The following is a 21203-nucleotide window of genomic DNA, read 5'->3' on the forward strand; positions in this document are numbered from 1 at the left end:
TCTTCATATCCGGATATCGCGCTCCCTCGCGAGATTCACCAGACTTTCCAGGGCCCGCTCGAACTCGAAGCGCCGCACGCTCGTGGCGATGCCCTCGTAGCCCTCATTGAAGACGCTGCGCAGCAGGCTTGCACGCTCGCCGAGCAACCGTCCGGCGCGCGGGTCGTCCGCTGCCAGCAGATGCGCCAGGCGCCGGCAGACCTGCTCGACCTCGGCGTCGTTGCCGCTCTCCAGCAGCGCCGGCGCCGCCGCGGCGGCCGGCAGCATCGGCACCGGCAGCGGTTCGTGGCTGATGTTCTGCAGGCTCAGGCTCGCCGAGTCGTCCACGCGACCCATCGGCAACCGGCACCAGAACAGGCTGCCGCGGTTCGCTTCGCTCTCCACCCCGACGCTGCCGCCCATCGCCTCGGCCAGTTTCCGGCAGATCGCCAGGCCCAGGCCCGAACCGCCATAGCGCCGGGTGATGGAGCTGTCCGCCTGCTGGAAGGACTCGAACAGGCGCTGCTGCTGCGGTTCGGTGATGCCGATGCCGGTGTCGCGGAAGGCGAAGTAGAGCTGCAGGCTGTCTTCGTCCTCGTCTTCCAGGCGAACGATCAGCACCACTTCGCCCTGCTCGGTGAACTTCAGTGCGTTGTTGCCGTAGTTCATCAGGATCTGCCGCAGACGCAGCGAATCCCCCACCACCTGGGCAGGCACCCGTGGATCGATCTCGCAGCGCACCGCCAGGCCCTTGCTCGCCGCGCGGATGTTGAACAGATCGAACAGCTCGCCGAGCAGGCGCTCCAGGTCAAAGCCGATATGCTCGAACTCCAGCTTGCCGGCCTCGACGCGGGACAGGTCGAGGATGTCGCTGATCAGCTCCAGCAGGTACTGGCCCGACCCCTGGATCTTGCCCAGGTAATCCACCTGCTGGGGGTCCAGCGTCGTTTCCTGGAGCAGGTGTGCCAGGCCGATGATGATGTTCAGCGGCGTGCGGATCTCATGGCTCATGTTGGCCAGGAAGTCGCTCTTGAGCTGCGCCGCTTCTTCGGCCAGGTCGCGCGCCTCGGCCAGTGCCAGCTCGGTGGACTTTCGCGCGGTGACGTCACGGCTGACCCCCACCAGGCCGAGCAGCCGGCCACGGTCGTCATGGAAGGCGCTGCGCAGGGTGTCGAAGAGCACCCGCCGGCCATCGGGATAGACCACCCAGCCCTCGCTGGCGTAAGGCTCGCGCTCGGTCAGCGCCTGACGGTCACGCTCCTGCCGGCCGCTGCCGGCCGCCTGGCTGAACATCTGCTGGTCGCTGCGCCCGACTATGTCCTCTGGCGCGCGTCCCAGGCAGTCGGCAAAGGCCTGGTTGACCCCCAGGTAGCGCCCCTGGGTGTCCTTGAACCAGATCGGGTCGGGGATCGAGTTGATCAGCGCCAGCAGGGTGCTGCGCTGGCGCCGCTCCTCCGCCTCGGCGCGGGCGCGCTCGGCCACCTGGATCGACAGCCGACGGTTCCACACCAGTACAAAGGTCAGCAAGGCGAGGAAGCCTACCACCCAGGGCCAGGCGAGCTGCAGCAGGTTCATCCAGTCGAAGACATCCAGCGACGGCAGCCAGCGCGCCTGGATCGCCTCCTGTTCACTGCGGGTGATGTTGCCCAGGGCACGATCCAGCAACGGCACCAGCGGCTCCAGTTCCTTGCGCATGGCAAAGCGCACCTGGCTGTTGCCCAGCCCGCTGTCGCCCCGCACCTCCATGTTGGAAAGGCTGAGCTGCTCGATCAGGAAGGTGGTGGTGATGAGGTTGCCCACATAGGCGTCGGCACGCCCGGTGGAGACGGCCTTGAGCGCGCTGGGGGAATCCTCCACCAGGACGAAGTCGACCCCCGGCACCGCCTTGTTCAGCAGTTCATGGACGGCGTAGCCCTGCTCGACCGCCACCCGGCGGCCGGAAAGGTCGTCCAGCGTGCGGATGGTGCTGTCGCGCCGGGCGAAGATCAGGCTGCTGGTCGTGACGTAGGGCTGGGTGAAGCTCAGGAAATGCTGGCGCTCCTCGGTGGCCGCCATGGACGGCACCAGGTCCACTTCGCCAGCCTTCACCGCCGCCAGTACCTCCTCCCAGGTGTTGTACAACACCGGCTGGACTTTCATGCCCAGGCGCTCGGAGAGCAATTGCAGGTAGTCCGCGCTGATGCCGTGGAACTGGTCGAACTCGTCGATGACCTCGAACGGCGGCCAGCCGGCGCGGAACAGGCCGACGCGGATCGGCTCGTGGGCCGAAATTAGGGCTCGCTCCTGCTCGCTCAGCGCGAGGCTCGCGGCACGGGTCTGGGCGCTCAGCGCGAGGAGCAGCAGAAGGCAGCACAGGCAGAATCGGCGCAAGGCATGAGGTCTTCTTCAGGGAATACCCAGCAAGCGTAGCCCCTGCCGCCGGGCTTCGAGTTTGAAAACGCGATGCGGATTGCTGCACCGCGTGTCGGGACGGAGAATCTGCCCAACAGCCATTGCCCCGGAGAGCTGCCATGACGACTACCCGACTTGACCCCGAGCGCTGCTGGCAGGCGGTCTGCGAGCGCGATGCGCGCTACGAGGGGCGCTTCGTGTTCAGCGTGCGCTCCACGGGCGTCTACTGCCGGCCGAACTGCCCGGCGCGCCGGCCCTCGCGGGAAAACGTTGCTTTCTACGCCGCTCCCGAAGCCGCCGAGGCCGCCGGCTTCCGTCCCTGCAAGCGCTGTTCGCCACATGGCCCGAGCCCGCGCGAGCAGCTGGATGCGCTGGTCGCCGCGGCTTGCGAGCTGCTCGACAGGGCCGAGAAGCCTCTGACCCTGGACGAGCTGGCCGGCCGCATCGGACTGTCCGCCTCGCACCTGGCCCGCGCCTTCAAGGCCCGCACCGGCCTGACGCCGCGCGCCTGGGCGCAATCGCGCCGCGAGCAACGCCTGGCCGCCGCCCTGCCGCAATCACGCTCGGTGCTCGATGCGGCGCTGGAGGCCGGCTACTCCGGCACCCGTGCCCTGTATGAAAACGCGACGCCGCTGAGCCCTGCACAACGCCGGCAGAAAGGCGCCGGCGAACGCCTGCGCTATGCCATCGCGCCCTGCCCGCTGGGGCTGGTGTTGCTGGCGGCCACTGACAAGGGCGTTTGCGCGCTGCTGTTTGCCGACGATGCCGCTGAACTGGAGCGTCAGCTGGCCGAACGCTTCGCCGCCGCCGAGCGCAGCCGCGACAACGCTGGCCTTGGCGACTGGCTGCGCGAAGTGATCACCCAGCTGGAAGAACCCGAACAGGCCGCACACCTGCCGCTGGACCTGCATGGCAGCGCCTTCCAGCTGCGCGTCTGGCGCGCGCTCACGCGCATTCCCAGCGGCGAGACACGGCGCTACGGCGAACTGGCCGAACAGTTGGGCACCCATCCCCGCGCCATCGCCCGTGCCTGCGCCAGCAACAATGTCGGCCTGCTGGTGCCCTGCCACCGGGTGGTCGGCGGCACCGGCGAAGGCGGCTATCGCTGGGGTCTGCCGCGCAAGCGCGAGCTGCTGCGGCGCGAAGGCGGCTCAGGCGACGCCGGCGAACTCCGCCACCGAGCCGATCAGGATCAACACCCAGAGTAAGCCGCCAAGGACCAGGAAGGGCACGTTGTAGCGGGTAATCGAAGCGTTGCCCTGCCCCTGCGGATCGCCACTGGCCTGGTTGGCGCGGCGCTGGATGTTCGTCAGCGGAATGAGTGGCACCAGACCGAGGACGAGGAACGGCAGGCTGTAATGGCTGAGTTCGGGAATTCGGCTGGTGAGCTTGTCGGCGACATTGGAGAGGATCAGCAGCACCACGGCCCAGGTGGCATCGCTGCCATAGCGCCAGACCTTGCGCTGCTCCTCCGGCAGCGCTTCGTGCACACGCCGGGCGAGGGAGTGGATATAGAAGATCATGAACAGGCTGCGCAGCGGCGGGTTGATCCTGCCCGGCATGTGCGGCTTCTGGATCGACCAGTGCTTGTACATCCAGTAGAGGTTGAACAGGCCCAGCGTCGCCACATACAGCACGATCATCTTGGTGATGGAGATGACGAAGAACCGATTGGCCTGTTCGGCGCCACCTGGCGCCTCGACCAGCCGGGCTTCAGGGGCGCGGTAGGGATTTTCCATGTCCATGACGAGCATTCCTTTGGGCTGAAGCCGTCATTGTGGGCCCTGGCCGACGCCGGGGCCAAGCTGGCGCAAGCGCGCAGGCTCACATCCGTCGTGTGGCAGCCTGGGACGGCACCAGCCTGTGCTACTGTTGCCGGCCTTCGCCCCATCTTCCGATACCCATGACCTTCTGGCCCCTGATCACCCGCCTCGGCGACAGCTCCCTGCTGGCGCCGGCCGCCGTGTTCGTCTTCTGCTGGCTGCTGTACCGCCGCGAAACCGCCAAGGCAGGGCTGTGGGCGATGCTGTTCGGATTCTCGACTGCGCTGGTGGTGAGTTCGAAGCTGGCGTTCATGGGCTGGGGAATCGGAATTCCGAACCTGAACTTCACCGGCATCTCCGGCCACAGCATGCTGGCCGGGGCGGTACTGCCCACGCTGGCCGCGCAGCTGTTCGGCACGCGGCGTGCGGGCTTGTTCGCCGCGGCGCTCGCAGCCCTGCTGGCAATGCTGGTGGGCATCTCGCGGCTGGAGATCAACGTGCATTCGCCGGCAGAAGTCTACGCCGGCCTCTCGCTCGGGCTGGGCACCAGCGCCCTCTTCCTCGCGGCGACACGCGCCCACCTGCCAGCTTTCCAGCCCGCCGTTCTCCTCCTGGTAATCGCCCTTAGCCTGGGCCAGACGGTCACCGGCGTGCGCGCGCCGACCCATCAACTGCTGGAGCGCATCGCCATGCACCTGGCTGATCGCCCTGCGCCCTTCCAGCGCGGCCAGTGGGCCGGCCAGCCGGACGTCTGAGCCAGGTATTCGTTCGGATTTCCGAACACAGAATCCCGAAAAATCCGGCCAGCCGAACACCGCTTGCAGACTTCAGTTCTTATTTTTCAATTTAACTCTTTAAATTCAATGAGTTACAAATAGGTTAAAGCATTGGCACGGAGCCTGCTCTGCTCCTCCTCGAACGTGCGACCGGCCTGGAGTGAGCCTCGTCGGCGCAGGACTGAATAACAAACACAACCAGTCGAGGTAGTCTCCATGCGTTTCGCACCCCGTGCGTTGGGCGTCGCCATTGTCGCGGCCCTGCTCGCCACTCCCGTCGTCGCCGAAGAGCTGACCGGTACCCTGAAGAAGATCAAGGACTCCGGCACCATCGTTCTCGGTCACCGTGACGCCTCCATCCCCTTCTCCTACCTCGGCAGCGACCCGCGTCAGCCGGAAGGCTACTCGCACGACCTGCAGATCAAGGTCGTCGAAGCCCTGAAGAAAGAGCTGAATGCCCCCGACCTGAAGGTTCGCTACAACCTGGTGACCTCCCAGACCCGTATCCCGCTGGTGCAGAACGGCACCGTGGACATCGAGTGCGGCTCCACCACCAACAACCTCGAGCGCCAGAAGCAGGTCGACTTCTCCGTCGGCATCTTCGAGGTCGGCACCCGCCTGCTGACCAAGACCAGCTCGGGCATCAACGACTTCCCGGACCTCAAGGGCAAGAACGTGGTGACCACCGCCGGCACCACCTCCGAGCGCCTGCTCAAGCAGATGAACGCCGACCAGAAGATGGGCATGAACATCATCTCGGCCAAGGACCATGGCGAGTCCTTCCTGATGCTCGAATCCGGCCGCGCCGTGGCCTTCATGATGGACGACGCGCTGCTCTACGGCGAAATGGCCAAGGCCAAGAAGCCGGACGACTGGCACGTGGTCGGCAAGCCGCAGTCCTACGAGATCTACGCGTGCATGGTTCGCAAGGGCGACGCGCCGTTCAAGAAAGTGGTCGACAAGGCCATCTCCGACACCTTCGCCTCGGGTGAGGTTAACAAGATCTACGACAAGTGGTTCATGCAGCCCATCCCGCCGAAGAACCTGAACCTCAACTTCCCGATGAGTGATGAGCTCAAGAAGCTGATCGCCAATCCGACCGACAAGTCTGCCGAGCAGATGTAACGGTCGCGGGGGGGGGGGCCCCCCCCCCCCCCCCCCCCCCCCCCCCCCGGCGGGGGATCGGGAGCGCAAGCCATGCGCTCCCGGCCCACTACCCAATGAAGACGATGCCGGAACACCCGCTATCCGCGGGTGGCGGGTAGCTGCACGTCCGCATCCGGCTTCGCACCGTGAAACGCAATCGAGGGGAAACCCGTCATGGATTACAACTGGGACTGGGGCGTGTTCTTCAAGTCCACCGGGATTGGCGACGAGCGCTACCTGGACTGGTACATCACCGGCCTTGGCTGGACCATCGCCGTCTCGCTGGCGGCATGGGTCATCGCCCTGGCGCTCGGCTCGCTGCTGGGCGTGATGCGCACCCTGCCCAACCGCTGGCTGTCGGGCATCGCCACGGCCTATGTGGAGCTGTTCCGCAACGTCCCGCTGCTGGTGCAGCTGTTCATCTGGTACTTCCTGGTGCCGGACTACCTGCCGCAGCCGATCCAGGACTGGTTCAAGCTGGGCATCGCCCCGGAAACCTCGGCCTTCATCAGCGTCGTCGTGTGCCTGGGCCTGTTCACCGCCGCGCGGGTCTGCGAGCAGGTGCGCACCGGCATCCAGGCTCTGCCCAAGGGCCAGCTCGCCGCCGCCAGCGCCGTGGGCTTCCGCCTGCCGGCGATCTACCGCCACGTGCTGTTGCCGCAGGCCTTCCGGATCATCATTCCGCCGCTGACCTCGGAATTCCTCAACGTCTTCAAGAACTCCTCGGTGGCCTCACTGATCGGGCTCATGGAGCTGCTGGCGCAGACCAAGCAGACCGCCGAATTCAGCGCCAACCTGTTCGAGGCCTTCACCCTCGCCACCGCGATCTACTTCACCCTGAACATGAGCCTGATGCTGATCATGCGCATGGTCGAGAAGAAAGTCGCCGTGCCGGGCCTGATCTCCGTGGGAGGTAAATGATGGACTTCAGCCAGATCGTCCCCGCCCTCCCCGGCCTCTGGGAAGGCATGCTCACCACCCTGCAGCTGATGATCCTCGGTGTGCTGGGCGGCGTGGTGCTGGGCACCATCCTCGCGCTGATGCGGCTGTCCAACAGCAAGCTGCTGTCGAACATCGCCGGCTTCTACGTGAACTACTTCCGCTCGATCCCGCTGCTGCTGGTGATCACCTGGTTCTACTTCGCGGTGCCGTTCATCCTGCGCTGGATCACCGGCCAGGACACCCCCGTGGGCGCGTTCACCTCGTGCCTGGTGGCCTTCATGATGTTCGAGGCGGCGTACTACTGCGAGATCGTCCGCGCCGGCATCCAGGCCATCCCGAAGGGCCAGATCGGCGCGTCCTACGCACTGGGCATGACCTACGGCCAGTCCATGCGCCTGATCATCCTGCCCCAGGCGTTCCGCAAGATGACCCCGCTGCTGCTGCAGCAGAGCATCATCCTGTTCCAGGACACCTCGCTGGTGTACTCGGTCGGCCTGATGGACTTCCTCAATGCCGCCCGCTCGCGTGGCGACATCATCGGCCAGCCCCATGAATTCCTGATCTTCGCCGGTCTCGTCTACTTCGTCATCAGCTTCGCCGCGTCCCTTTGCGTGAAGCGCCTGCAGAAAAGGTTAACCGTATGATCTCCATCGATAACGTCAGCAAGTGGTACGGCGACTTCCAGGTTCTCACCGACTGCAACACCAAGGTCGCCAAGGGTGAAGTGGTGGTGGTCTGCGGGCCGTCCGGCTCGGGCAAGTCGACCCTGATCAAGTGCGTCAACGCGCTGGAGCCCTTCCAGAAGGGCGACATCACGGTCGATGGCACCTCCATCGCCAACCCCAAGACCGACCTGCCCAAGCTGCGCTCGCGGGTTGGCATGGTGTTCCAGCACTTCGAGCTGTTCCCGCACCTGACCATCACCGAAAACCTCACCATCGCCCAGCGCAAGGTACTGGGGCGGAGCAAGGAAGAGGCGATGGAAAAGGGCATGAAGCTGCTCGACCGCGTCGGCCTGCAAGCCCACGCCCACAAGCATCCCGGCCAGCTCTCCGGCGGCCAGCAGCAGCGCGTGGCGATCGCCCGCGCGCTGGCGATGGACCCGATCGTCATGCTGTTCGACGAACCGACCTCGGCGCTCGACCCGGAGATGGTCAACGAGGTGCTCGACGTAATGGTCCAGCTCGCCCAGGAAGGCATGACCATGATGTGCGTGACCCACGAGATGGGCTTCGCACGCAAGGTCGCCGACCGGGTGATCTTCATGGACCGCGGGCAGATCGTCGAGGACTGCCCGAAGGAGGAATTCTTCGGCGACCTGCAGAACCGCGCCGAACGCACCCAGCAGTTCCTGGCCAAGATCCTGCCGCACTGATCCCGCTGTTGTTTTACCCGAAGGCCCCGGTTCGCCGGGGCCTTCACCCTCACCGCAAGCACAAGAATAAATAAGGAAGTCCCATGCGCGTGTTCCACTTCAGCAAGCTGCCCCTGGGCGTCGCGATCCTCGCGGCGAGCTCGTCGGTCTTCGCCGTCACCCTCGACGGTGGCGCGGTTGCCGCGCCGGATCAGTACGGCGCGAAAGTCGCCGCCGAAATCCTCAAGAAAGGCGGCAACGCCGTCGACGCCGCAGTCGCCACCGCCTTCACCCTCGCGGTCACCTACCCCGAAGCCGGCAACATCGGCGGCGGCGGTTTCATGACCCTGTACGTCGACGGCAAGCCGTATTTCCTCGACTACCGCGAGATCGCGCCGAAGGCCGCGACCAAGACCATGTACCTGAACGAGAAGGGCGAGGTCATCGAAAACCTCAGCCTGGTCGGTGCCAAGGCCGCCGGCGTGCCGGGTACGGTGATGGGCCTGTGGGAGGCGCACAAGCGCTTCGGCAAGCTGAAGTGGAGCGAACTGCTGACCCCGGCCATCGGCTACGCGCAGAGCGGCTTCCGGGTCGCCGACCAGCAGTACCAGTACCGCCAGGACGCCATCGCGCTGTTCAACGGCAAGACCAACTTCGGCGACTACTTCGGCACCCTGTCGCCGGGTGAAACCTTCAAGCAGCCGGAACTGGCCAAGACCCTGGAGCGTATTGCCGACAAGGGCCCGGACGACTTCTACAAGGGTGAGACAGCCAAGCTGCTGATCGCGCAGATGAAGCAGGACGGCGGCCTGATCACCGCCGACGACCTGAGCACCTACGAAGCCAAGTGGCGCGAACCGATGCGCATCGACTGGCAGGGCAACACCCTCTACACCGCGCCGCTGCCCAGCTCCGGCGGCATCGCCCTGGCCCAGCTGATCGGCATCAAGGAACAGCGCGCCGCTGACTTCAAGGGCGTGGAACTGAACTCCGCCAAGTACATCCACCTGCTCTCGGAAATCGAGAAGCGCGTGTTCGCCGACCGCGCCGACTATCTGGGCGACCCGCAGTTCTCCAAGGTGCCGGTGGCCCAGCTGACCGACCCGAACTACATCGCCAAGCGCGCCAAGGAAGTGAACCCGGACGCCATCTCGGAAACCGAGAAAGTCCGTCCGGGCCTTGAGCCGCACCAGACCACGCACTTCTCCATCGTCGACAAGGATGGCAACGCCGTCAGCAACACTTACACCCTCAACTGGGACTTCGGCAGTGGCGTGGTGGTCAAGGGCGCGGGCTTCCTGCTCAACGACGAGATGGACGACTTCAGCTCCAAGCCGGGCGTGGCCAACGCCTTCGGCGTCGTGGGCAGCGACGCCAACGCCATCGAGCCGGGCAAGCGCATGCTCTCCTCCATGAGCCCGAGCATCGTCACCCGCGACGGCCACGTCAGCCTGGTACTGGGTACGCCCGGCGGCTCGCGGATCTTCACTTCGATCTTCCAGGTGCTGAACAACGTCTACGACTTCCACCTGCCCCTGGAGAAGGCCGTGGCTGCGCAGCGTGTGCATCACCAGTTGCTGCCCAAGGACACCATCTACTACGACGCTTACGCGCCGCTCACCGGCAAGGTTGCCGACGAGCTCAAGGCCATGGGCTACACCCTGGAAGACCAGGGCTGGAACATGGGTGACATCCAGGCCATCCGTGTGAACGGCAAGGCCCTGGAAACCGCCTCCGATCCGCGCGGCCGCGGCATCGGGATGGTGGTCAAGCCCTAAGCCCCGGCAGACGCACCGTGTGGTATCCGAGCCAGTCCATCGCCGCCCCCCGGCGTTGGGCTGGCTCGGCCCCGACGACTGTGCTGCAATGCGCTTCCAGCCCATTGCCGCCGCCGCTCACCGTGAAGCCACGCCTCGTGCGCAACTACCTGTTGCCCTTCCTGCTGCTCCTGCTCACCCTGGGCTTCGGCTACGGCGGCTACCTGATCAGCGAAGGCGCCGGCACCCGCAGCCTGATCGAGACCGGCGAACGCCAGCTGGAACTGCACGCCCGTGGCGTGGAAAGCGAGATCAGCCGCTACACCTACCTGCCCAGCCTGCTCGAACTCGAAGGCAGCGTCAGCCGCCTGCTGACCGACCCGACGCCGCTGCACCGCGACCGCGTCAACCATTACCTCGAAGGCCTCAACCGCCGCGCCGGAAGCCGCGCCGTCTACCTGCTGGATACCTCCGGCCGCGTGCTGGCCACCAGCAACTGGCAGGACGCCGACAGCTACCTGGGCGAAGACCTGTCCTTCCGCGCCTATTTCCAGGAAGCCGTGCAAGGCCGCCCCGGACGCTTCTACGGTATCGGCAGCACCACCGGCGAACCCGGTTACTACCTTGCCCACGGTCTGGTCCACGGCGGCAAGATCGTCGGCGTCGCCGTAGTGAAAGTGCGCATGGAATCCCTCGAAGAGCGCTGGGAGAAGGCGCGCCTGCAAGCCTTCGTCAGCGACGAGAACGGCATCATCATCCTCTCCAGCGACCCCACCTTGCGCCTGAAGGCCGTGCGCCCGCTGAGCGATCAGGACAAGGAACGCCTGGCCCGCAGCCTGCAGTACTACTGGTGGGCGCTCAACGAATGGCAGCCGCTGTCACGCCGCCCGCTGGGCGAGGGCGTCGAGGAAATCAGCTTCCCGCCGGGCGAGCACGCCGACAGCCACAAGCCGCTCAGCTACCTGATGCAGACGCGCCAGCTCAGCGACACGCCGTGGCACTTCACCCTGCTCACCCCGCTGGCCGACCTGCGCCGCGAAGCGATGATCCACGGCATGCTCGCCGCCGCCGGCTTCGCCCTGTTCGCCTTCCTGCTGATCGCCTGGAACGAGCGGCGCAAGGTCATCGCCACCCGCCTCGCCGCCCGCGAGGCACTGGAACAGGCCAACAACGCCCTGGAGCGACGCATCGCCGAGCGCACCGCCGACCTGCGCGCCAGCAACCAGCACCTGCGCGAGCAGATCCGCGAGCGCCGGCAGGCCGAGGACACCCTGCGCAAGGCCCAGGATCGGCTAGTCCAGGCCGGCAAGCTGGCGGTCATCGGGCAGATGTCCACCAGCATCGCCCACGAGCTCAACCAGCCACTGGCGGCGCTGCGGACTCTGTCGAGCAACAGCGTACGCTTCCTTGAGCGCGGCAAGCTCGACGTCGCCAGCAGCAACCTCGAAGCCATCGCCGAAATGGTCGACCGCATGGGCCGCATCACTGCCAGCCTGCGCGCCTTCGCCCGACGTGCCGACGACCACGGCCAGGCCACACTAAGCAAGGCCGTGGATGCCGCGGTGATGGTATTGCAGGGGCGTCTTTCGGAAGTGCCGGCGACCTTGCACCGCGACTATGCCGATGCGCGCCTGGCCATCGACCAGACGCGCCTGGAACAGATACTGGTCAACCTGATCGCCAACGCCCTCGACGCCATGAGCACGCAGACCGACCGCCAGCTCTGGCTGGAAGGCCGCCGCGAAGGGGACGGTCACTACCGCCTGGTGGTACGCGATAACGGCCCCGGCATTCCGCCGGACGCACGCGTGCACCTGTTCGAACCCTTCTTCACCACCAAGCCCGGCGAACTCGGCCTGGGCCTGGGCCTGACCCTTTCCGCCAGCCTCGCCACCGCCGCTGGCGGTACCCTGGGCGTGGCCTATCCGGAATCCGGCGGCACCGCCTTCGAGCTGCACCTGCCGCTGCTGCCCGCCATGGAGACACCCGCATGAGCGACCCATCCCTGCGCGTCCTGATCGTCGAGGACGACCCCCACGTCCGCCTCGGCTGCCAGCAGGCGCTGGCCCTGGAAGACATCGAGACCGACAGCGTGGGCAGCGCCGAAGAAGCGCTGAAGAAAGTCGGCGCGGACTTCCCCGGCATCGTCGTCAGCGACATCCGCATGCCCGGCATGGACGGCCTGCAACTGCTGGAGAAACTCAGGGAGCGCGACCCCAGCCTGCCGGTGGTGCTGATCACCGGCCACGGCGACATCGCCATGGCGGTCAAGGCCATGCGCGACGGCGCCTACGACTTCATGGAGAAGCCCTTCTCCCCCGAGAAGCTGGTGGACACCGCGCGGCGCGCCCTGGCCCAGCGCGCGCTGACCCGCGAAGTCAGCCAGCTGCGCCGCCAGCTCGCCGGCAAGCAGGCACTGGAAGGCCGGCTGATTGGCCGCTCGCCCGCGATGCAAGCGCTACGCGAGCTGATCGCCAACGTCGCCGACACCTCCGCCAACGTGCTGATCGAGGGCGAGACCGGCACCGGCAAGGAACTGGTCGCCCGCTGCTTGCACGATTACAGCCGACGCCAGGCCAAGCCCTTCGTTGCGCTCAACTGCGGCGGACTGCCGGAAAGCCTGATCGACAGCGAAATCTTCGGCCACGAGGCACACGCCTTCACCGGCGCCGGCAAGCGCCGTATCGGCAAGATCGAGCACGCCAACGGCGGCAGCCTGTTCCTCGACGAGATCGAGAGCATGCCGCTGAACCTGCAGATCAAGCTGCTGCGCGTGCTGCAGGAACAGCAGCTGGAGCGCCTGGGCTCCAATGAGCTGATCGGCGTGGACTGCCGGGTGATTGCCGCGACCAAATCCGACCTTGCCGCCATGGGCCGTGAAGGCACTTTCCGCAGCGACCTCTACTACCGCCTCAACGTCATCACCCTGAACCTGCCGCCGCTGCGCGAACGCCGCGAAGACATCCTGATGCTCTTCGAGCACTTCCTGCAGCAGTCCTCGCTGCGCTTCGACCGACCGGCGCCGGCCATCGACAACACCACCGCTGCCACCCTGATGACCCACGACTGGCCGGGCAACGTGCGCGAACTGCGCAACGTCGCCGAACGCTTCGCCCTCGGCCTGCCGGTACTGGCCGGCGGCAACCTCGGCCCGGACGCGGGAGAGCCGCGCTTCGCCGAAGCCGTGGAAGCCTTCGAGAGGAGCCTGTTGTCCACCGCCCTGGAACGCCACGCCGGCAACCTCAGCCAGGCCGCGCACGCGCTGGGCATGGCCAAGACCACGCTGTTCGACAAGGTGAAGAAGTACGGCCTCAAGGGCGAGTAATCGCCAATGCTTTCTGTAGGAGCGAGCTTGCTCGCGAACGCTTTCAGGCGGATACCACGGCTTCAGGCAGGTTCGCGAGCAAGCTCGCTCCTACACGGGTAATGACACACGGCGCAGCGCCCCATTGATCTGCCGGGAACTGTCCCGGACACTACCCATCTTTGAACCGGCCGCACGAGCGGGAGCCACCATGTCCACCCAAGCCGAAACCCTCTGGAACCAGCTCTGCGCCGACGCCGGCGTCGACCCGCAGCAGCGCATGGCCGCGCGCCGCGCCATCCTCGCCGATGCCCAGGCACTGGACGCCACCGTCTACCGCCCGGACGACAATGACCCGGACGCCGAAGAACTGGACATGGGCGACGCCAAGGTCCTCTTCCTCGGCCCCTTCGAAGCCCCCATCGAATGGGACGCCGCCGAGCGCGAAGACTTCTTCGACGACGCCGACCCGGCGCTGTTCTTCAGCGTGCGCATCGAGTGCGAAGCCGAACCGGGTAGTTCTGCCTTCTTCGTCCCGGAAGTGGGCGATTACCTGGCGGTGATGGACGGCGGCAAGATCCAGATGTACTTCCTCCACGACTGGCGCGAAGACGAAGACGGCTGCACCTGCGTGCTGATCCGCGACGATATCCAGCTCTGAACCTTCCGCCTGTGATCGCGTAGCCCGTAGGGCGTATGACGTTCAACGTTATACGCCGTTTAGCCTGGACCGCAGGGCACTCCGAACTTGGCCCCGGCTCCAGCGACGGACCTCCGTGTATCGCCGTACAACCGCGAACGGTTGTACGGCCTACGCATTACGCCGCACGCTTCCCGGCGAAACACCAATGCAGCGTTTGAACGCCCGGCTGAACGCCGCCTCGGACTGATAGCCGAGGCGCTCGGCCAGTTCGGCCACGGCGATCTCTCGCTCCTGCAACCAGCTCAGCGCCACGTGCATGCGCCAGCGGGTGACATAGTGCATGGCCGGCAAGCCGACTTTCTCGGCGAAACGCGCGGCAAAAGCGGAGCGCGACATCGCCGCCGCTGCGGCCAGGGAAGCGAGGCTCCAGTCCCGCGCCGGGTCACGGTGGATCAGGCTCAGCGCCCGGCCCAACTGACGATCCTGCAAGGCACCGAGCCATCCGATCTGGGCGGCCGGGTCTTGTTCGATCCAGGCACGAATGGCCTGGATCACCAGGATGTCGGCCAGACGGGTAATCACCGTTTCGCCGCCAGGGCGCATGGCCCGCGCCTCGCTCTCCATCAGTTGCAGGGTGCTCATCAGCCAGTCGCGCTGGGCGGGGTCGCGCACCTGCGCCTCCAATACACGCGGCAGCAGGCGCACCAGTTGCAGTGCGGCAGGATGATCGAAGCGTACCGCCCCGCAGATCATCGCCACGGGCTCTCCGCCGCCGCCCTGGCGCAGCACTTCATAGCGGTCGCTGGCATAGGCTCGAGGCAAATCGAACAGCCCCGCCGCCGGCTCGCCCGGCGAGCTCACCAGCCGATGGCCCTCACCGTGGGGCACCAGTACCAGATCCCCCGGCGCCAGCCGGCGCGGCTCGTCGCCCTCTGCCTCCAGCCAGCACTCGCCGACGGTCAGCACGTGGAACATCAGGCACTGCGGCATTGCCGGCAGGTCCAGCCCCCAGGGCGCGCTGAACTCGGAGCGGCAATAGAAGGTGCCGCTCATGCGCAGGAAATGCAGGGCCTCGCCCAGGGGATCAGTGGAAGCCCAGGCGTCGGTCAGGTCTGGAATGGCGGTAGGAGCGTTCATGGTCTTGAGACTGGTCAGACTACCCGGCGGCGTCCAGCACTTCTGGACGAATGAGCATGAAGCGGCGATTTCCAGGCATTAACCGTCCAGCGACTCGGCGTGAGACTGAGACCAGGCCAACGAACCCACGGCGGGCGCCGCGGGACGGCCAACAGCGAGGACACCGCCATGATCACTGTAATGGGAGCTACCGGCCGCACCGGTTCGAGAATCTGCCAGACCCTGCTGGCCGCCGGCGTGCTGGTTCGCGCCCTGGGCCGCAATGCCGAACGCCTGGCGCCGCTGGCTGCCGCCGGCGCGCAGATCGCCGTGGGCGAGCCGCACGACGGTGCCTTCCTCACCGAGGCTTTCCGTGGTGCCGAGGCGGTCTACACCCTGCTCGTCTACGGCCCGGAGACCGAGGACTACCGCAACCAGCAGGCGGCCCAGGGCGAAGCGATCATCCAGGCCATCTGCGCCAGCACTGTGCGACGCGTGGTGTTCCTGAGCAGCGTGGGCGCCGAGGTGCCGTGTGGCACCGGGCCGATCATCAGCATGCACGACCAGGAGCAGCGCCTGCGCCAGCTGCCGCCGGAGGTGAATGTGCTGATGCTGCGTTCCGGCGCGCTGTTCGAGAACCTGTACGGCGCGCTGGAAATCGTTCGCGCCTATGACTGCTACAGCGACGCGGTGGCGCCGGACATGCCGGTGCCGATGGTTGCCACCCAGGATGTCGCCGACGCTGCCAGTGGCGCCCTGCTGGACCGCGACTGGCAGGGCATCGTGACCCGCGAAGTGCTCGGCCAGCGCGACATCAGCTACGCCCAGGCAACCCAGCTGCTGGGAGCAGCCATCGGCCGGCCAGACCTGGCCTATGTGCCGGTATCGCCGCAGGAGCTGGCTGCCGCACTGCGGGAGGCCGGTTACTCCGCCAGCGTCGCCGATTGCTACGCGGAACTGGGCGAGGCGATCAGCAGCGGGCGAGTGCGTGCGCAAGAAACGCGCTCGCCGGCGAATACCACGGCGACGCCTTTCGAAGACTTCGCCCAGACCTGGGCCGCGGCCTATCGAGCCTTGCTGTAAGACGGCACCTTCAGTCACGGCAACATAAATTCCTACAAATATATCGGGGGCCTCTGATGAATTTGGCGTTGGTCCGCTGTCTAGAGTACTCGCCCATTTCCAAACGGCCGGACCACCGCCATGAACCACACTCCCGACAGTCTCTGGGTCGATGTGGAGACCTGGTCTCCCTACCGCCCGCAGCGCATTCTCCACGGCCGCATCAGCCGCGAGGACTACCTCGCCCTGCGCGACGGCCGCACGCCCTTCGAGGTGCGCCTGGGCGAATGCCAGAGCCGCCACTGCCCCACCGGCCCGGTGCAGGACCTGTTCCTCAGCGGCGCGCATATCCTCAACGTCACCCCTGCCGAGCGCGTGGCCTGACGCACGGGCGCCGCAAACTCGAGGGGAGCATTCGGGGAGGGTTCGGGGGGAGAGTTGGCGGGATAGTCCCACAGTCCATTCAGAGGAGCCTGACAGAGGCCATACAGGACGGACGTTAAGGTTTGCCCCTTTTCACCCTCAGTGGACCAACGTGGCAATGAACGAACACCTCAAGGTCGAAGTCGTGGTTCGCGCTCACAACCGCGAGTCTTCCGTGCTCCAGGGCTGGATCAGCCAGGGGGATTACCACGCGCTGTGCGACGGCGCGGCGCCATTCGTGGTGCGCATGAATGCCTGCCAGTCCGACATGGCGCAGCTCGAGCGTCCGGAAGACATCTACGTGCGCAGTACCTACATCCTCAGCGTCGAGGTACTCGATCGCCTGCCCGCGCATCAGTCGGCCATGCCGCGGTAGACGTAGGTCATCGGCCGCGGGCCCGGCAGGTAGTCCTGAATCAGCTCGCGCAACTGGAAACCGCCGGATTCGATCAGCGCCGGCATGTCGCGGTCCAGGTGGCAGCCGCCGGCCAGCGGCTTCCACACCGGCGTCAACCGATGCTGCCACGCGCGCACGCCGGCGTCCGGCGCCAGGCCATGTTCACAGAACAGCAACTCGCCACCGGGCTTGAGCACCCGGCGCATCTCCTTCAACGCCGCCACCGCATCGGGGATGCTGCACAGGGTGAAGGTGCAGACGATGCTGTCGAAGCTGCCGGCGTCGGCACGAATCTGACCCAGCTCCAGCGCCACCATCTCCACCGGAATGCCAATCGCCTCGGCGCGGCTGCGGGCGAGCGTCTGCATCTGCGCCGCCGGGTCGACGCCAACGATTGTCGACACTTTCGCCGGGTCGTAGAAGGACAGGTTCAGGCCGGTGCCCATGCCGATCTCCAGCACGCGGCCATGTGCACGGGGGACCAGCAGCGAGCGCTGCTTCATCACATCGCCCATACCGCAGGCGAAGTCGATCAGTCGGGGCAGTGCGTGACGGTCATACCAGCCTCGAATCATGGTTCGCTCTCCAGCGCAGCAGGACCGCGCCTGCCCAATAAAGTAGCGTCGCCGACAGCAGCGGCAGCCAGCTCTGCCAGGCCACTTCCAGCGCCAGTTCCGCCGTCGTGTAGGTACTCCAACTGGCCACGCGGCTGTCGTAAAGACAAAGGTCTACCCAGAACCAGCCCAGCAGGGCAATTCCCGACGAAAGCGCGGTTTGCCAGGGCCATCCCGGCCGGCGTGGAAGTGCCGCCAGCGCAACGAGAATGCTGAAGAACAGCAACAACGGCAGCATTTCCGCCGACAGCGATTGGGAGCGGACATCCGCAGTCAGGTTGTCACGATAAGGGTGCATCGCCCACAGCCCCTGCGCCCAGCCGAGCAGCAGAAAGGCCGATACGCTGAACGCCCCGCGTCGTGCACGTCCTTGTAACACCATGACGGGATCATCCTAATTGCCGGTGTGTCCGGGCATTGTCACAGCAACGCCCTGGCCTGTCGCTCAGACATCGCCTTGGCGGCATAAGAATTCCGCCCCATTAGACGATTGTCGACAATTCATCAGGTTGCGATTGACCCAGGCGGTTTCCAGGGGTAGCTTTCGCCGCACATCAAGAAGATTGTCGACACCATGAGCGATAGCCTGATTCTGCCCACCCCTGCCAGCGACGACGGCGAGACCCTGTCGGAACACGTGTTCCGCAAGATCCAGTCGGCCATCGTCAAGGGCGAGATCGCCCCCGGCAGCAAGATTTCCGAGCCGGAGCTGGCGCGCACCTACGGCATCAGCCGGGGCCCGCTGCGCGAGGCGATCCACCGCCTGGAAGGCCAAAAACTGCTGGTGCGCGTACCGCACGTCGGTGCGCGGGTCGTTTCGCTCAGCCACGAGGAGCTGCTGGAGCTCTACGAGATCCGCGAATCGCTCGAAGGCATGGCCTGCCGCCTGGCCGCCGAACGCATGAGCCAGGCCGAGATCGACGAGCTGCGCCGGGTGCTCGACACCCACGAGCGCGACGAGGCCTTCCAGGCCGGCCGTGGCTACTACCAGCAGGAAGGCGACTACGACTTCCACTACCGAATCATCCAGGGCAGCGGCAACCGCACCCTCACCCGCATGCTCTGCGGCGAGCTGTACCAGCTCGTGCGCATGTACCGCCTGCAGTTCTCGGCGACGCCCAACCGCCCGCGCCAGGCCTTCTCCGAGCACCACCGGATTCTCGATGCCATCGCCGATCGTGACGGCGAGCTGGCCGAGTTGCTGATGCGCCGTCACATCGGCGCCTCGAAACGCAATATGGAGCGCCATTACCTGGACGCCCAAGCCAAGACAGCCAACGAACGAGGTGAACAATGAGCTACAAGACCGCCGGCCAACGTTTCCGTGAAGCCCTTGCCGAAGAAAAGCCGCTGCAGGTGATCGGCGCGATCAACGCCAACCACGCCCTGCTGGCCAAGCGCGCCGGCTTCAAGGCCATCTACCTCTCCGGTGGCGGCGTGGCGGCGGGCTCCCTCGGCCTTCCGGACCTGGGCATCAACACCCTGGACGACGTACTCACCGACGTGCGCCGCATCACCGACGTCTGCGACCTGCCGCTGCTGGTGGACATCGACACCGGCTTCGGCCCCAGCGCCTTCAACATCGAGCGCACCGTGAAGAGCCTGATCAAGGCCGGCGCCGCTGCTGCCCACATCGAGGACCAGGTCGGCGCCAAGCGCTGCGGCCACCGTCCGGGCAAGGAAATCGTCTCCGTCGACGAAATGGCTGACCGCGTGAAAGCCGCCGCCGATGCCAAGACCGACCCGAACTTCTTCCTGATCGCCCGCACCGACGCCATCCAGGCCGAAGGCGTGGACGCCGCCATCGAGCGCTGCCTGCGCTACGTCGAGGCCGGTGCCGATGCGATCTTCGCCGAAGCCGCCTACGACCTGCCGACCTACAAGCGCTTCGTCGATGCGCTGAACGTGCCGATCCTGGCCAACATCACCGAGTTCGGCGCCACCCCGCTGTTCACCCGCGACGAGCTGGCCTCGGTCGGCGTGGCCATCCAGCTGTATCCGCTGTCCGCCTTCCGCGCCGCCAACAAGGCCGCCGAAGCCGTTTACACCGCGATCCGCCAGGAAGGCCACCAGCAGAACGTGATCGAACTCATGCAGACCCGTGCCGAGCTGTACGACCGCATCGGTTACCACGCCTTCGAGCAGAAGCTCGACGCGCTGTTCGCTGCCGGCAAGAAGTGACCCGAGGCGAAAGCGGCGGATAACGCTTCGCGTTATTCGCCCTACGCCAGACCTGATACACCGTAGGGCGCATAACGCCACAGGCGTTATCCGCCAACCAGATTCGAACCGAAATCCCGGCCCGTGCCGGGGGACAAGAACAAGCAACCGGATTTGATGAGGAGACACGCGATGAGCGCTACCGCAGAAACCACCACCGCCTTCAAACCCAAGAAGTCCGTGGCCCTGAGTGGCACCGCCGCTGGCAACACCGCCCTGTGCACCGTCGGCCGTACCGGCAACGACCTGCACTACCGTGGCTATGACGTCCTGGACTTCGCCAACCGCTGCGAATTCGAGGAAATCGCCCACCTGCTGGTGCACGGCAAGCTGCCCAACGTCGCCGAGCTGGCCGGCTACAAGGCCAAGCTGAAAGCCCTGCGCGGCCTGCCGGCCGGCGTCAAGGCCGCCCTGGAAACCCTGCCGCCGTCGGCCCACCCGATGGACGTGATGCGCACCGCCGTGTCCGTGCTCGGCTGCCTGTCGCCGGAGAAGGACGACCACAACCACCCGGGCGCCCGTGACATCGCCGACAAGCTGATGGCCTCCCTGGGTTCCGCGCTGCTCTACTGGTACCACTTCAGCCACAACGGCAAGCGCATCGACGTCGAGACCGACGACGACTCCATCGGCGGCCACTTCCTGCACCTGCTGCACGGTCAGAAGCCGCGCGAGTCCTGGGTGCGCGCCATGCATACCTCGCTGAACCTGTACGCCGAGCACGAGTTCAACGCCTCGACCTTCACCTCCCGCGTGATCGCCGGCACCGGATCGGACATCTACTCCTGCATCGCCGGCGCCATCGGCGCGCTGCGCGGCCCGAAACACGGCGGCGCCAACGAGGTGGCCTTCGAGATTCAGAAGCGCTACGACAATCCGGACGAAGCCGAGGCCGACATCCGTGCCCGCGTTGAACGCAAGGAAGTGGTGATCGGCTTCGGCCACCCGGTCTACACCGTGTCCGACCCGCGCAACAAGGTCATCAAGGAAGTCGCCCACCAGCTGTCGAACGAGCAGTCCAACACCAAGATGTATGACATCGCCGAGCGCCTGGAAACCATCATGTGGGACATCAAGAAGATGTTCCCCAACCTCGATTGGTTCAGCGCCGTGAGCTACCACATGATGGGCGTGCCCACCGCGATGTTCACCCCGCTGTTCGTCATCGCCCGCACCGCCGGCTGGTCCGCCCACGTCATCGAACAACGCATCGACGGCAAGATCATCCGCCCGAGCGCCAACTACACAGGCCCTGAAGACCTGAAGTTCGTGCCGCTCAAGGACCGCAAATAGCCTTCCTGGATAACAAAATGACT

21 protein-coding genes are annotated in these 21203 nt (G+C 65.9%); 16 read left to right on the forward strand and 5 right to left on the reverse strand.

Annotated features, from left to right (window positions below; genetic code table 11):
* Positions 1-3: 3 nt before the first annotated feature.
* A complete protein-coding gene (locus ACNFH5_RS10960) occupies positions 4-2349 on the reverse strand; it encodes an ATP-binding protein (RefSeq protein WP_416745885.1) in 2346 nt (781 codons plus the stop codon).
* Between the two features lie 140 nt (positions 2350-2489).
* On the opposite strand from ACNFH5_RS10960, the gene ada reads away from it, so the two are divergent.
* Entirely contained in the window at positions 2490-3578 is a 1089-nt protein-coding gene (gene ada / locus ACNFH5_RS10965; protein WP_416745887.1) for a bifunctional DNA-binding transcriptional regulator/O6-methylguanine-DNA methyltransferase Ada, read from the forward strand.
* On the opposite strand, the gene ACNFH5_RS10970 is transcribed toward ada, so the two are convergent.
* Positions 3522-4115: an MFS transporter permease gene (locus ACNFH5_RS10970; RefSeq protein ID WP_416745889.1), complete on the reverse strand. Its 594-nt coding sequence runs from the start codon at positions 4113-4115 to the stop codon at positions 3522-3524. The genes ada and ACNFH5_RS10970 overlap by 57 nt on opposite strands.
* Positions 4116-4273: 158 nt before the next feature.
* On the opposite strand from ACNFH5_RS10970, the gene ACNFH5_RS10975 reads away from it, so the two are divergent.
* The 9 genes from ACNFH5_RS10975 to ACNFH5_RS11015 all read left to right on the forward strand — a co-directional run bounded on the left by ACNFH5_RS10975 (position 4274) and on the right by ACNFH5_RS11015 (position 14073).
* The gene (locus ACNFH5_RS10975; protein WP_416745891.1) at positions 4274-4888 is read left to right on the forward strand and encodes a phosphatase PAP2 family protein; all 615 of its coding nucleotides are present in this window, start codon (positions 4274-4276) and stop codon (positions 4886-4888) included.
* A gap of 237 nt (positions 4889-5125) precedes the next feature.
* Positions 5126-6034: a glutamate/aspartate ABC transporter substrate-binding protein gene (locus ACNFH5_RS10980; RefSeq protein WP_065084484.1), complete on the forward strand. Its 909-nt coding sequence runs from the start codon at positions 5126-5128 to the stop codon at positions 6032-6034.
* Between the two features lie 195 nt (positions 6035-6229).
* Positions 6230-6976 carry an amino acid ABC transporter permease gene (locus ACNFH5_RS10985; protein WP_017521678.1) on the forward strand — a complete coding sequence of 249 codons (747 nt, stop codon included), beginning with the start codon at positions 6230-6232 and terminating at the stop codon, positions 6974-6976.
* The gene (locus ACNFH5_RS10990) at positions 6973-7641 is read left to right on the forward strand and encodes an amino acid ABC transporter permease (protein WP_184592492.1); all 669 of its coding nucleotides are present in this window, start codon (positions 6973-6975) and stop codon (positions 7639-7641) included. The genes ACNFH5_RS10985 and ACNFH5_RS10990 overlap by 4 nt, the downstream gene beginning before the upstream one ends.
* Positions 7638-8372 carry an amino acid ABC transporter ATP-binding protein gene (locus ACNFH5_RS10995; RefSeq protein WP_236200475.1) on the forward strand — a complete coding sequence of 245 codons (735 nt, stop codon included), beginning with the start codon at positions 7638-7640 and terminating at the stop codon, positions 8370-8372. The genes ACNFH5_RS10990 and ACNFH5_RS10995 overlap by 4 nt, the downstream gene beginning before the upstream one ends.
* Positions 8373-8455: 83 nt before the next feature.
* On the forward strand, positions 8456-10129 hold the full coding sequence (gene ggt, locus ACNFH5_RS11000; RefSeq protein WP_416745894.1) for a gamma-glutamyltransferase: 1674 nt from the start codon (positions 8456-8458) through the stop codon (positions 10127-10129).
* 80 nt (positions 10130-10209) lie between these two features.
* The gene (locus ACNFH5_RS11005; RefSeq protein ID WP_416746441.1) at positions 10210-12102 is read left to right on the forward strand and encodes a sensor histidine kinase; all 1893 of its coding nucleotides are present in this window, start codon (positions 10210-10212) and stop codon (positions 12100-12102) included.
* Complete coding sequence (locus ACNFH5_RS11010; protein WP_416745896.1) at positions 12099-13433, forward strand: sigma-54-dependent transcriptional regulator; 1335 nt, start codon at positions 12099-12101, stop codon at positions 13431-13433. The genes ACNFH5_RS11005 and ACNFH5_RS11010 overlap by 4 nt, the downstream gene beginning before the upstream one ends.
* A gap of 190 nt (positions 13434-13623) precedes the next feature.
* Complete coding sequence (locus ACNFH5_RS11015; protein ID WP_416745898.1) at positions 13624-14073, forward strand: hypothetical protein; 450 nt, start codon at positions 13624-13626, stop codon at positions 14071-14073.
* Positions 14074-14223: 150 nt separating this feature from the next.
* Here ACNFH5_RS11015 and ACNFH5_RS11020 read toward each other — a convergent pair whose 3' ends face one another.
* Positions 14224-15192 carry an AraC family transcriptional regulator gene (locus ACNFH5_RS11020; protein ID WP_416745900.1) on the reverse strand — a complete coding sequence of 323 codons (969 nt, stop codon included), beginning with the start codon at positions 15190-15192 and terminating at the stop codon, positions 14224-14226.
* Between the two features lie 168 nt (positions 15193-15360).
* Here ACNFH5_RS11020 and ACNFH5_RS11025 point away from each other — a divergent pair, with 168 nt between their 5' ends.
* The 3 genes from ACNFH5_RS11025 (at position 15361) to ACNFH5_RS11035 (ending at position 17032) form a co-directional block, all read left to right on the forward strand.
* Entirely contained in the window at positions 15361-16254 is an 894-nt protein-coding gene (locus tag ACNFH5_RS11025; RefSeq protein ID WP_416745902.1) for an NAD(P)H-binding protein, read from the forward strand.
* A gap of 120 nt (positions 16255-16374) precedes the next feature.
* Complete coding sequence (locus ACNFH5_RS11030) at positions 16375-16617, forward strand: hypothetical protein (protein WP_416745904.1); 243 nt, start codon at positions 16375-16377, stop codon at positions 16615-16617.
* A 157-nt stretch (positions 16618-16774) separates the two neighbouring features.
* On the forward strand, positions 16775-17032 hold the full coding sequence (locus ACNFH5_RS11035; RefSeq protein WP_416745906.1) for a hypothetical protein: 258 nt from the start codon (positions 16775-16777) through the stop codon (positions 17030-17032).
* Here the strand turns inward: ACNFH5_RS11035 and ACNFH5_RS11040 are convergent.
* Positions 17011-17628: a class I SAM-dependent methyltransferase gene (locus tag ACNFH5_RS11040; RefSeq protein ID WP_416745908.1), complete on the reverse strand. Its 618-nt coding sequence runs from the start codon at positions 17626-17628 to the stop codon at positions 17011-17013. The genes ACNFH5_RS11035 and ACNFH5_RS11040 overlap by 22 nt on opposite strands.
* The gene (locus ACNFH5_RS11045; RefSeq protein ID WP_416745910.1) at positions 17609-18049 is read right to left on the reverse strand and encodes a hypothetical protein; all 441 of its coding nucleotides are present in this window, start codon (positions 18047-18049) and stop codon (positions 17609-17611) included. The genes ACNFH5_RS11040 and ACNFH5_RS11045 overlap by 20 nt, the downstream gene beginning before the upstream one ends.
* A gap of 192 nt (positions 18050-18241) precedes the next feature.
* On the opposite strand from ACNFH5_RS11045, the gene ACNFH5_RS11050 reads away from it, so the two are divergent.
* The 3 genes from ACNFH5_RS11050 to prpC all read left to right on the forward strand — a co-directional run bounded on the left by ACNFH5_RS11050 (position 18242) and on the right by prpC (position 21180).
* A complete protein-coding gene (locus tag ACNFH5_RS11050; protein WP_081517269.1) occupies positions 18242-18964 on the forward strand; it encodes a GntR family transcriptional regulator in 723 nt (240 codons plus the stop codon).
* Positions 18961-19848: a methylisocitrate lyase gene (gene prpB / locus ACNFH5_RS11055; RefSeq protein WP_416745912.1), complete on the forward strand. Its 888-nt coding sequence runs from the start codon at positions 18961-18963 to the stop codon at positions 19846-19848. The genes ACNFH5_RS11050 and prpB overlap by 4 nt, the downstream gene beginning before the upstream one ends.
* A gap of 171 nt (positions 19849-20019) precedes the next feature.
* A complete protein-coding gene (gene prpC, locus ACNFH5_RS11060) occupies positions 20020-21180 on the forward strand; it encodes a bifunctional 2-methylcitrate synthase/citrate synthase (protein WP_416745914.1) in 1161 nt (386 codons plus the stop codon).
* Positions 21181-21203 lie beyond the last annotated feature (23 nt).

It is taken from the genome of Pseudomonas sp. NY15435 (genome assembly GCF_048068295.1).
In the GTDB taxonomy this organism is placed as follows: Bacteria; Pseudomonadota; Gammaproteobacteria; order Pseudomonadales; family Pseudomonadaceae; genus Pseudomonas.

Coding starts and splice junctions, on each gene's coding strand:
- ggt (WP_416745894.1), top strand. CDS start 8,456: ATGCGCGTGTTCCACTTCAGCAAGCTGCCCCTGGGCGTCGCGATCCTC.
- ACNFH5_RS11020 (WP_416745900.1), bottom strand. CDS start 15,192: ATGAACGCTCCTACCGCCATTCCAGACCTGACCGACGCCTGGGCTTCC.
- ACNFH5_RS11025 (WP_416745902.1), top strand. CDS start 15,361: ATGATCACTGTAATGGGAGCTACCGGCCGCACCGGTTCGAGAATCTGC.
- ACNFH5_RS11050 (WP_081517269.1), top strand. CDS start 18,242: ATGAGCGATAGCCTGATTCTGCCCACCCCTGCCAGCGACGACGGCGAG.
- prpB (WP_416745912.1), top strand. CDS start 18,961: ATGAGCTACAAGACCGCCGGCCAACGTTTCCGTGAAGCCCTTGCCGAA.
- ACNFH5_RS11035 (WP_416745906.1), top strand. CDS start 16,775: ATGAACGAACACCTCAAGGTCGAAGTCGTGGTTCGCGCTCACAACCGC.
- ACNFH5_RS11015 (WP_416745898.1), top strand. CDS start 13,624: ATGTCCACCCAAGCCGAAACCCTCTGGAACCAGCTCTGCGCCGACGCC.
- ACNFH5_RS10980 (WP_065084484.1), top strand. CDS start 5,126: ATGCGTTTCGCACCCCGTGCGTTGGGCGTCGCCATTGTCGCGGCCCTG.
- ACNFH5_RS10975 (WP_416745891.1), top strand. CDS start 4,274: ATGACCTTCTGGCCCCTGATCACCCGCCTCGGCGACAGCTCCCTGCTG.
- ada (WP_416745887.1), top strand. CDS start 2,490: ATGACGACTACCCGACTTGACCCCGAGCGCTGCTGGCAGGCGGTCTGC.
- prpC (WP_416745914.1), top strand. CDS start 20,020: ATGAGCGCTACCGCAGAAACCACCACCGCCTTCAAACCCAAGAAGTCC.
- ACNFH5_RS11040 (WP_416745908.1), bottom strand. CDS start 17,628: ATGATTCGAGGCTGGTATGACCGTCACGCACTGCCCCGACTGATCGAC.
- ACNFH5_RS10970 (WP_416745889.1), bottom strand. CDS start 4,115: ATGGACATGGAAAATCCCTACCGCGCCCCTGAAGCCCGGCTGGTCGAG.
- ACNFH5_RS10990 (WP_184592492.1), top strand. CDS start 6,973: ATGATGGACTTCAGCCAGATCGTCCCCGCCCTCCCCGGCCTCTGGGAA.
- ACNFH5_RS11045 (WP_416745910.1), bottom strand. CDS start 18,049: ATGGTGTTACAAGGACGTGCACGACGCGGGGCGTTCAGCGTATCGGCC.
- ACNFH5_RS10985 (WP_017521678.1), top strand. CDS start 6,230: ATGGATTACAACTGGGACTGGGGCGTGTTCTTCAAGTCCACCGGGATT.
- ACNFH5_RS10995 (WP_236200475.1), top strand. CDS start 7,638: ATGATCTCCATCGATAACGTCAGCAAGTGGTACGGCGACTTCCAGGTT.
- ACNFH5_RS11010 (WP_416745896.1), top strand. CDS start 12,099: ATGAGCGACCCATCCCTGCGCGTCCTGATCGTCGAGGACGACCCCCAC.
- ACNFH5_RS11030 (WP_416745904.1), top strand. CDS start 16,375: ATGAACCACACTCCCGACAGTCTCTGGGTCGATGTGGAGACCTGGTCT.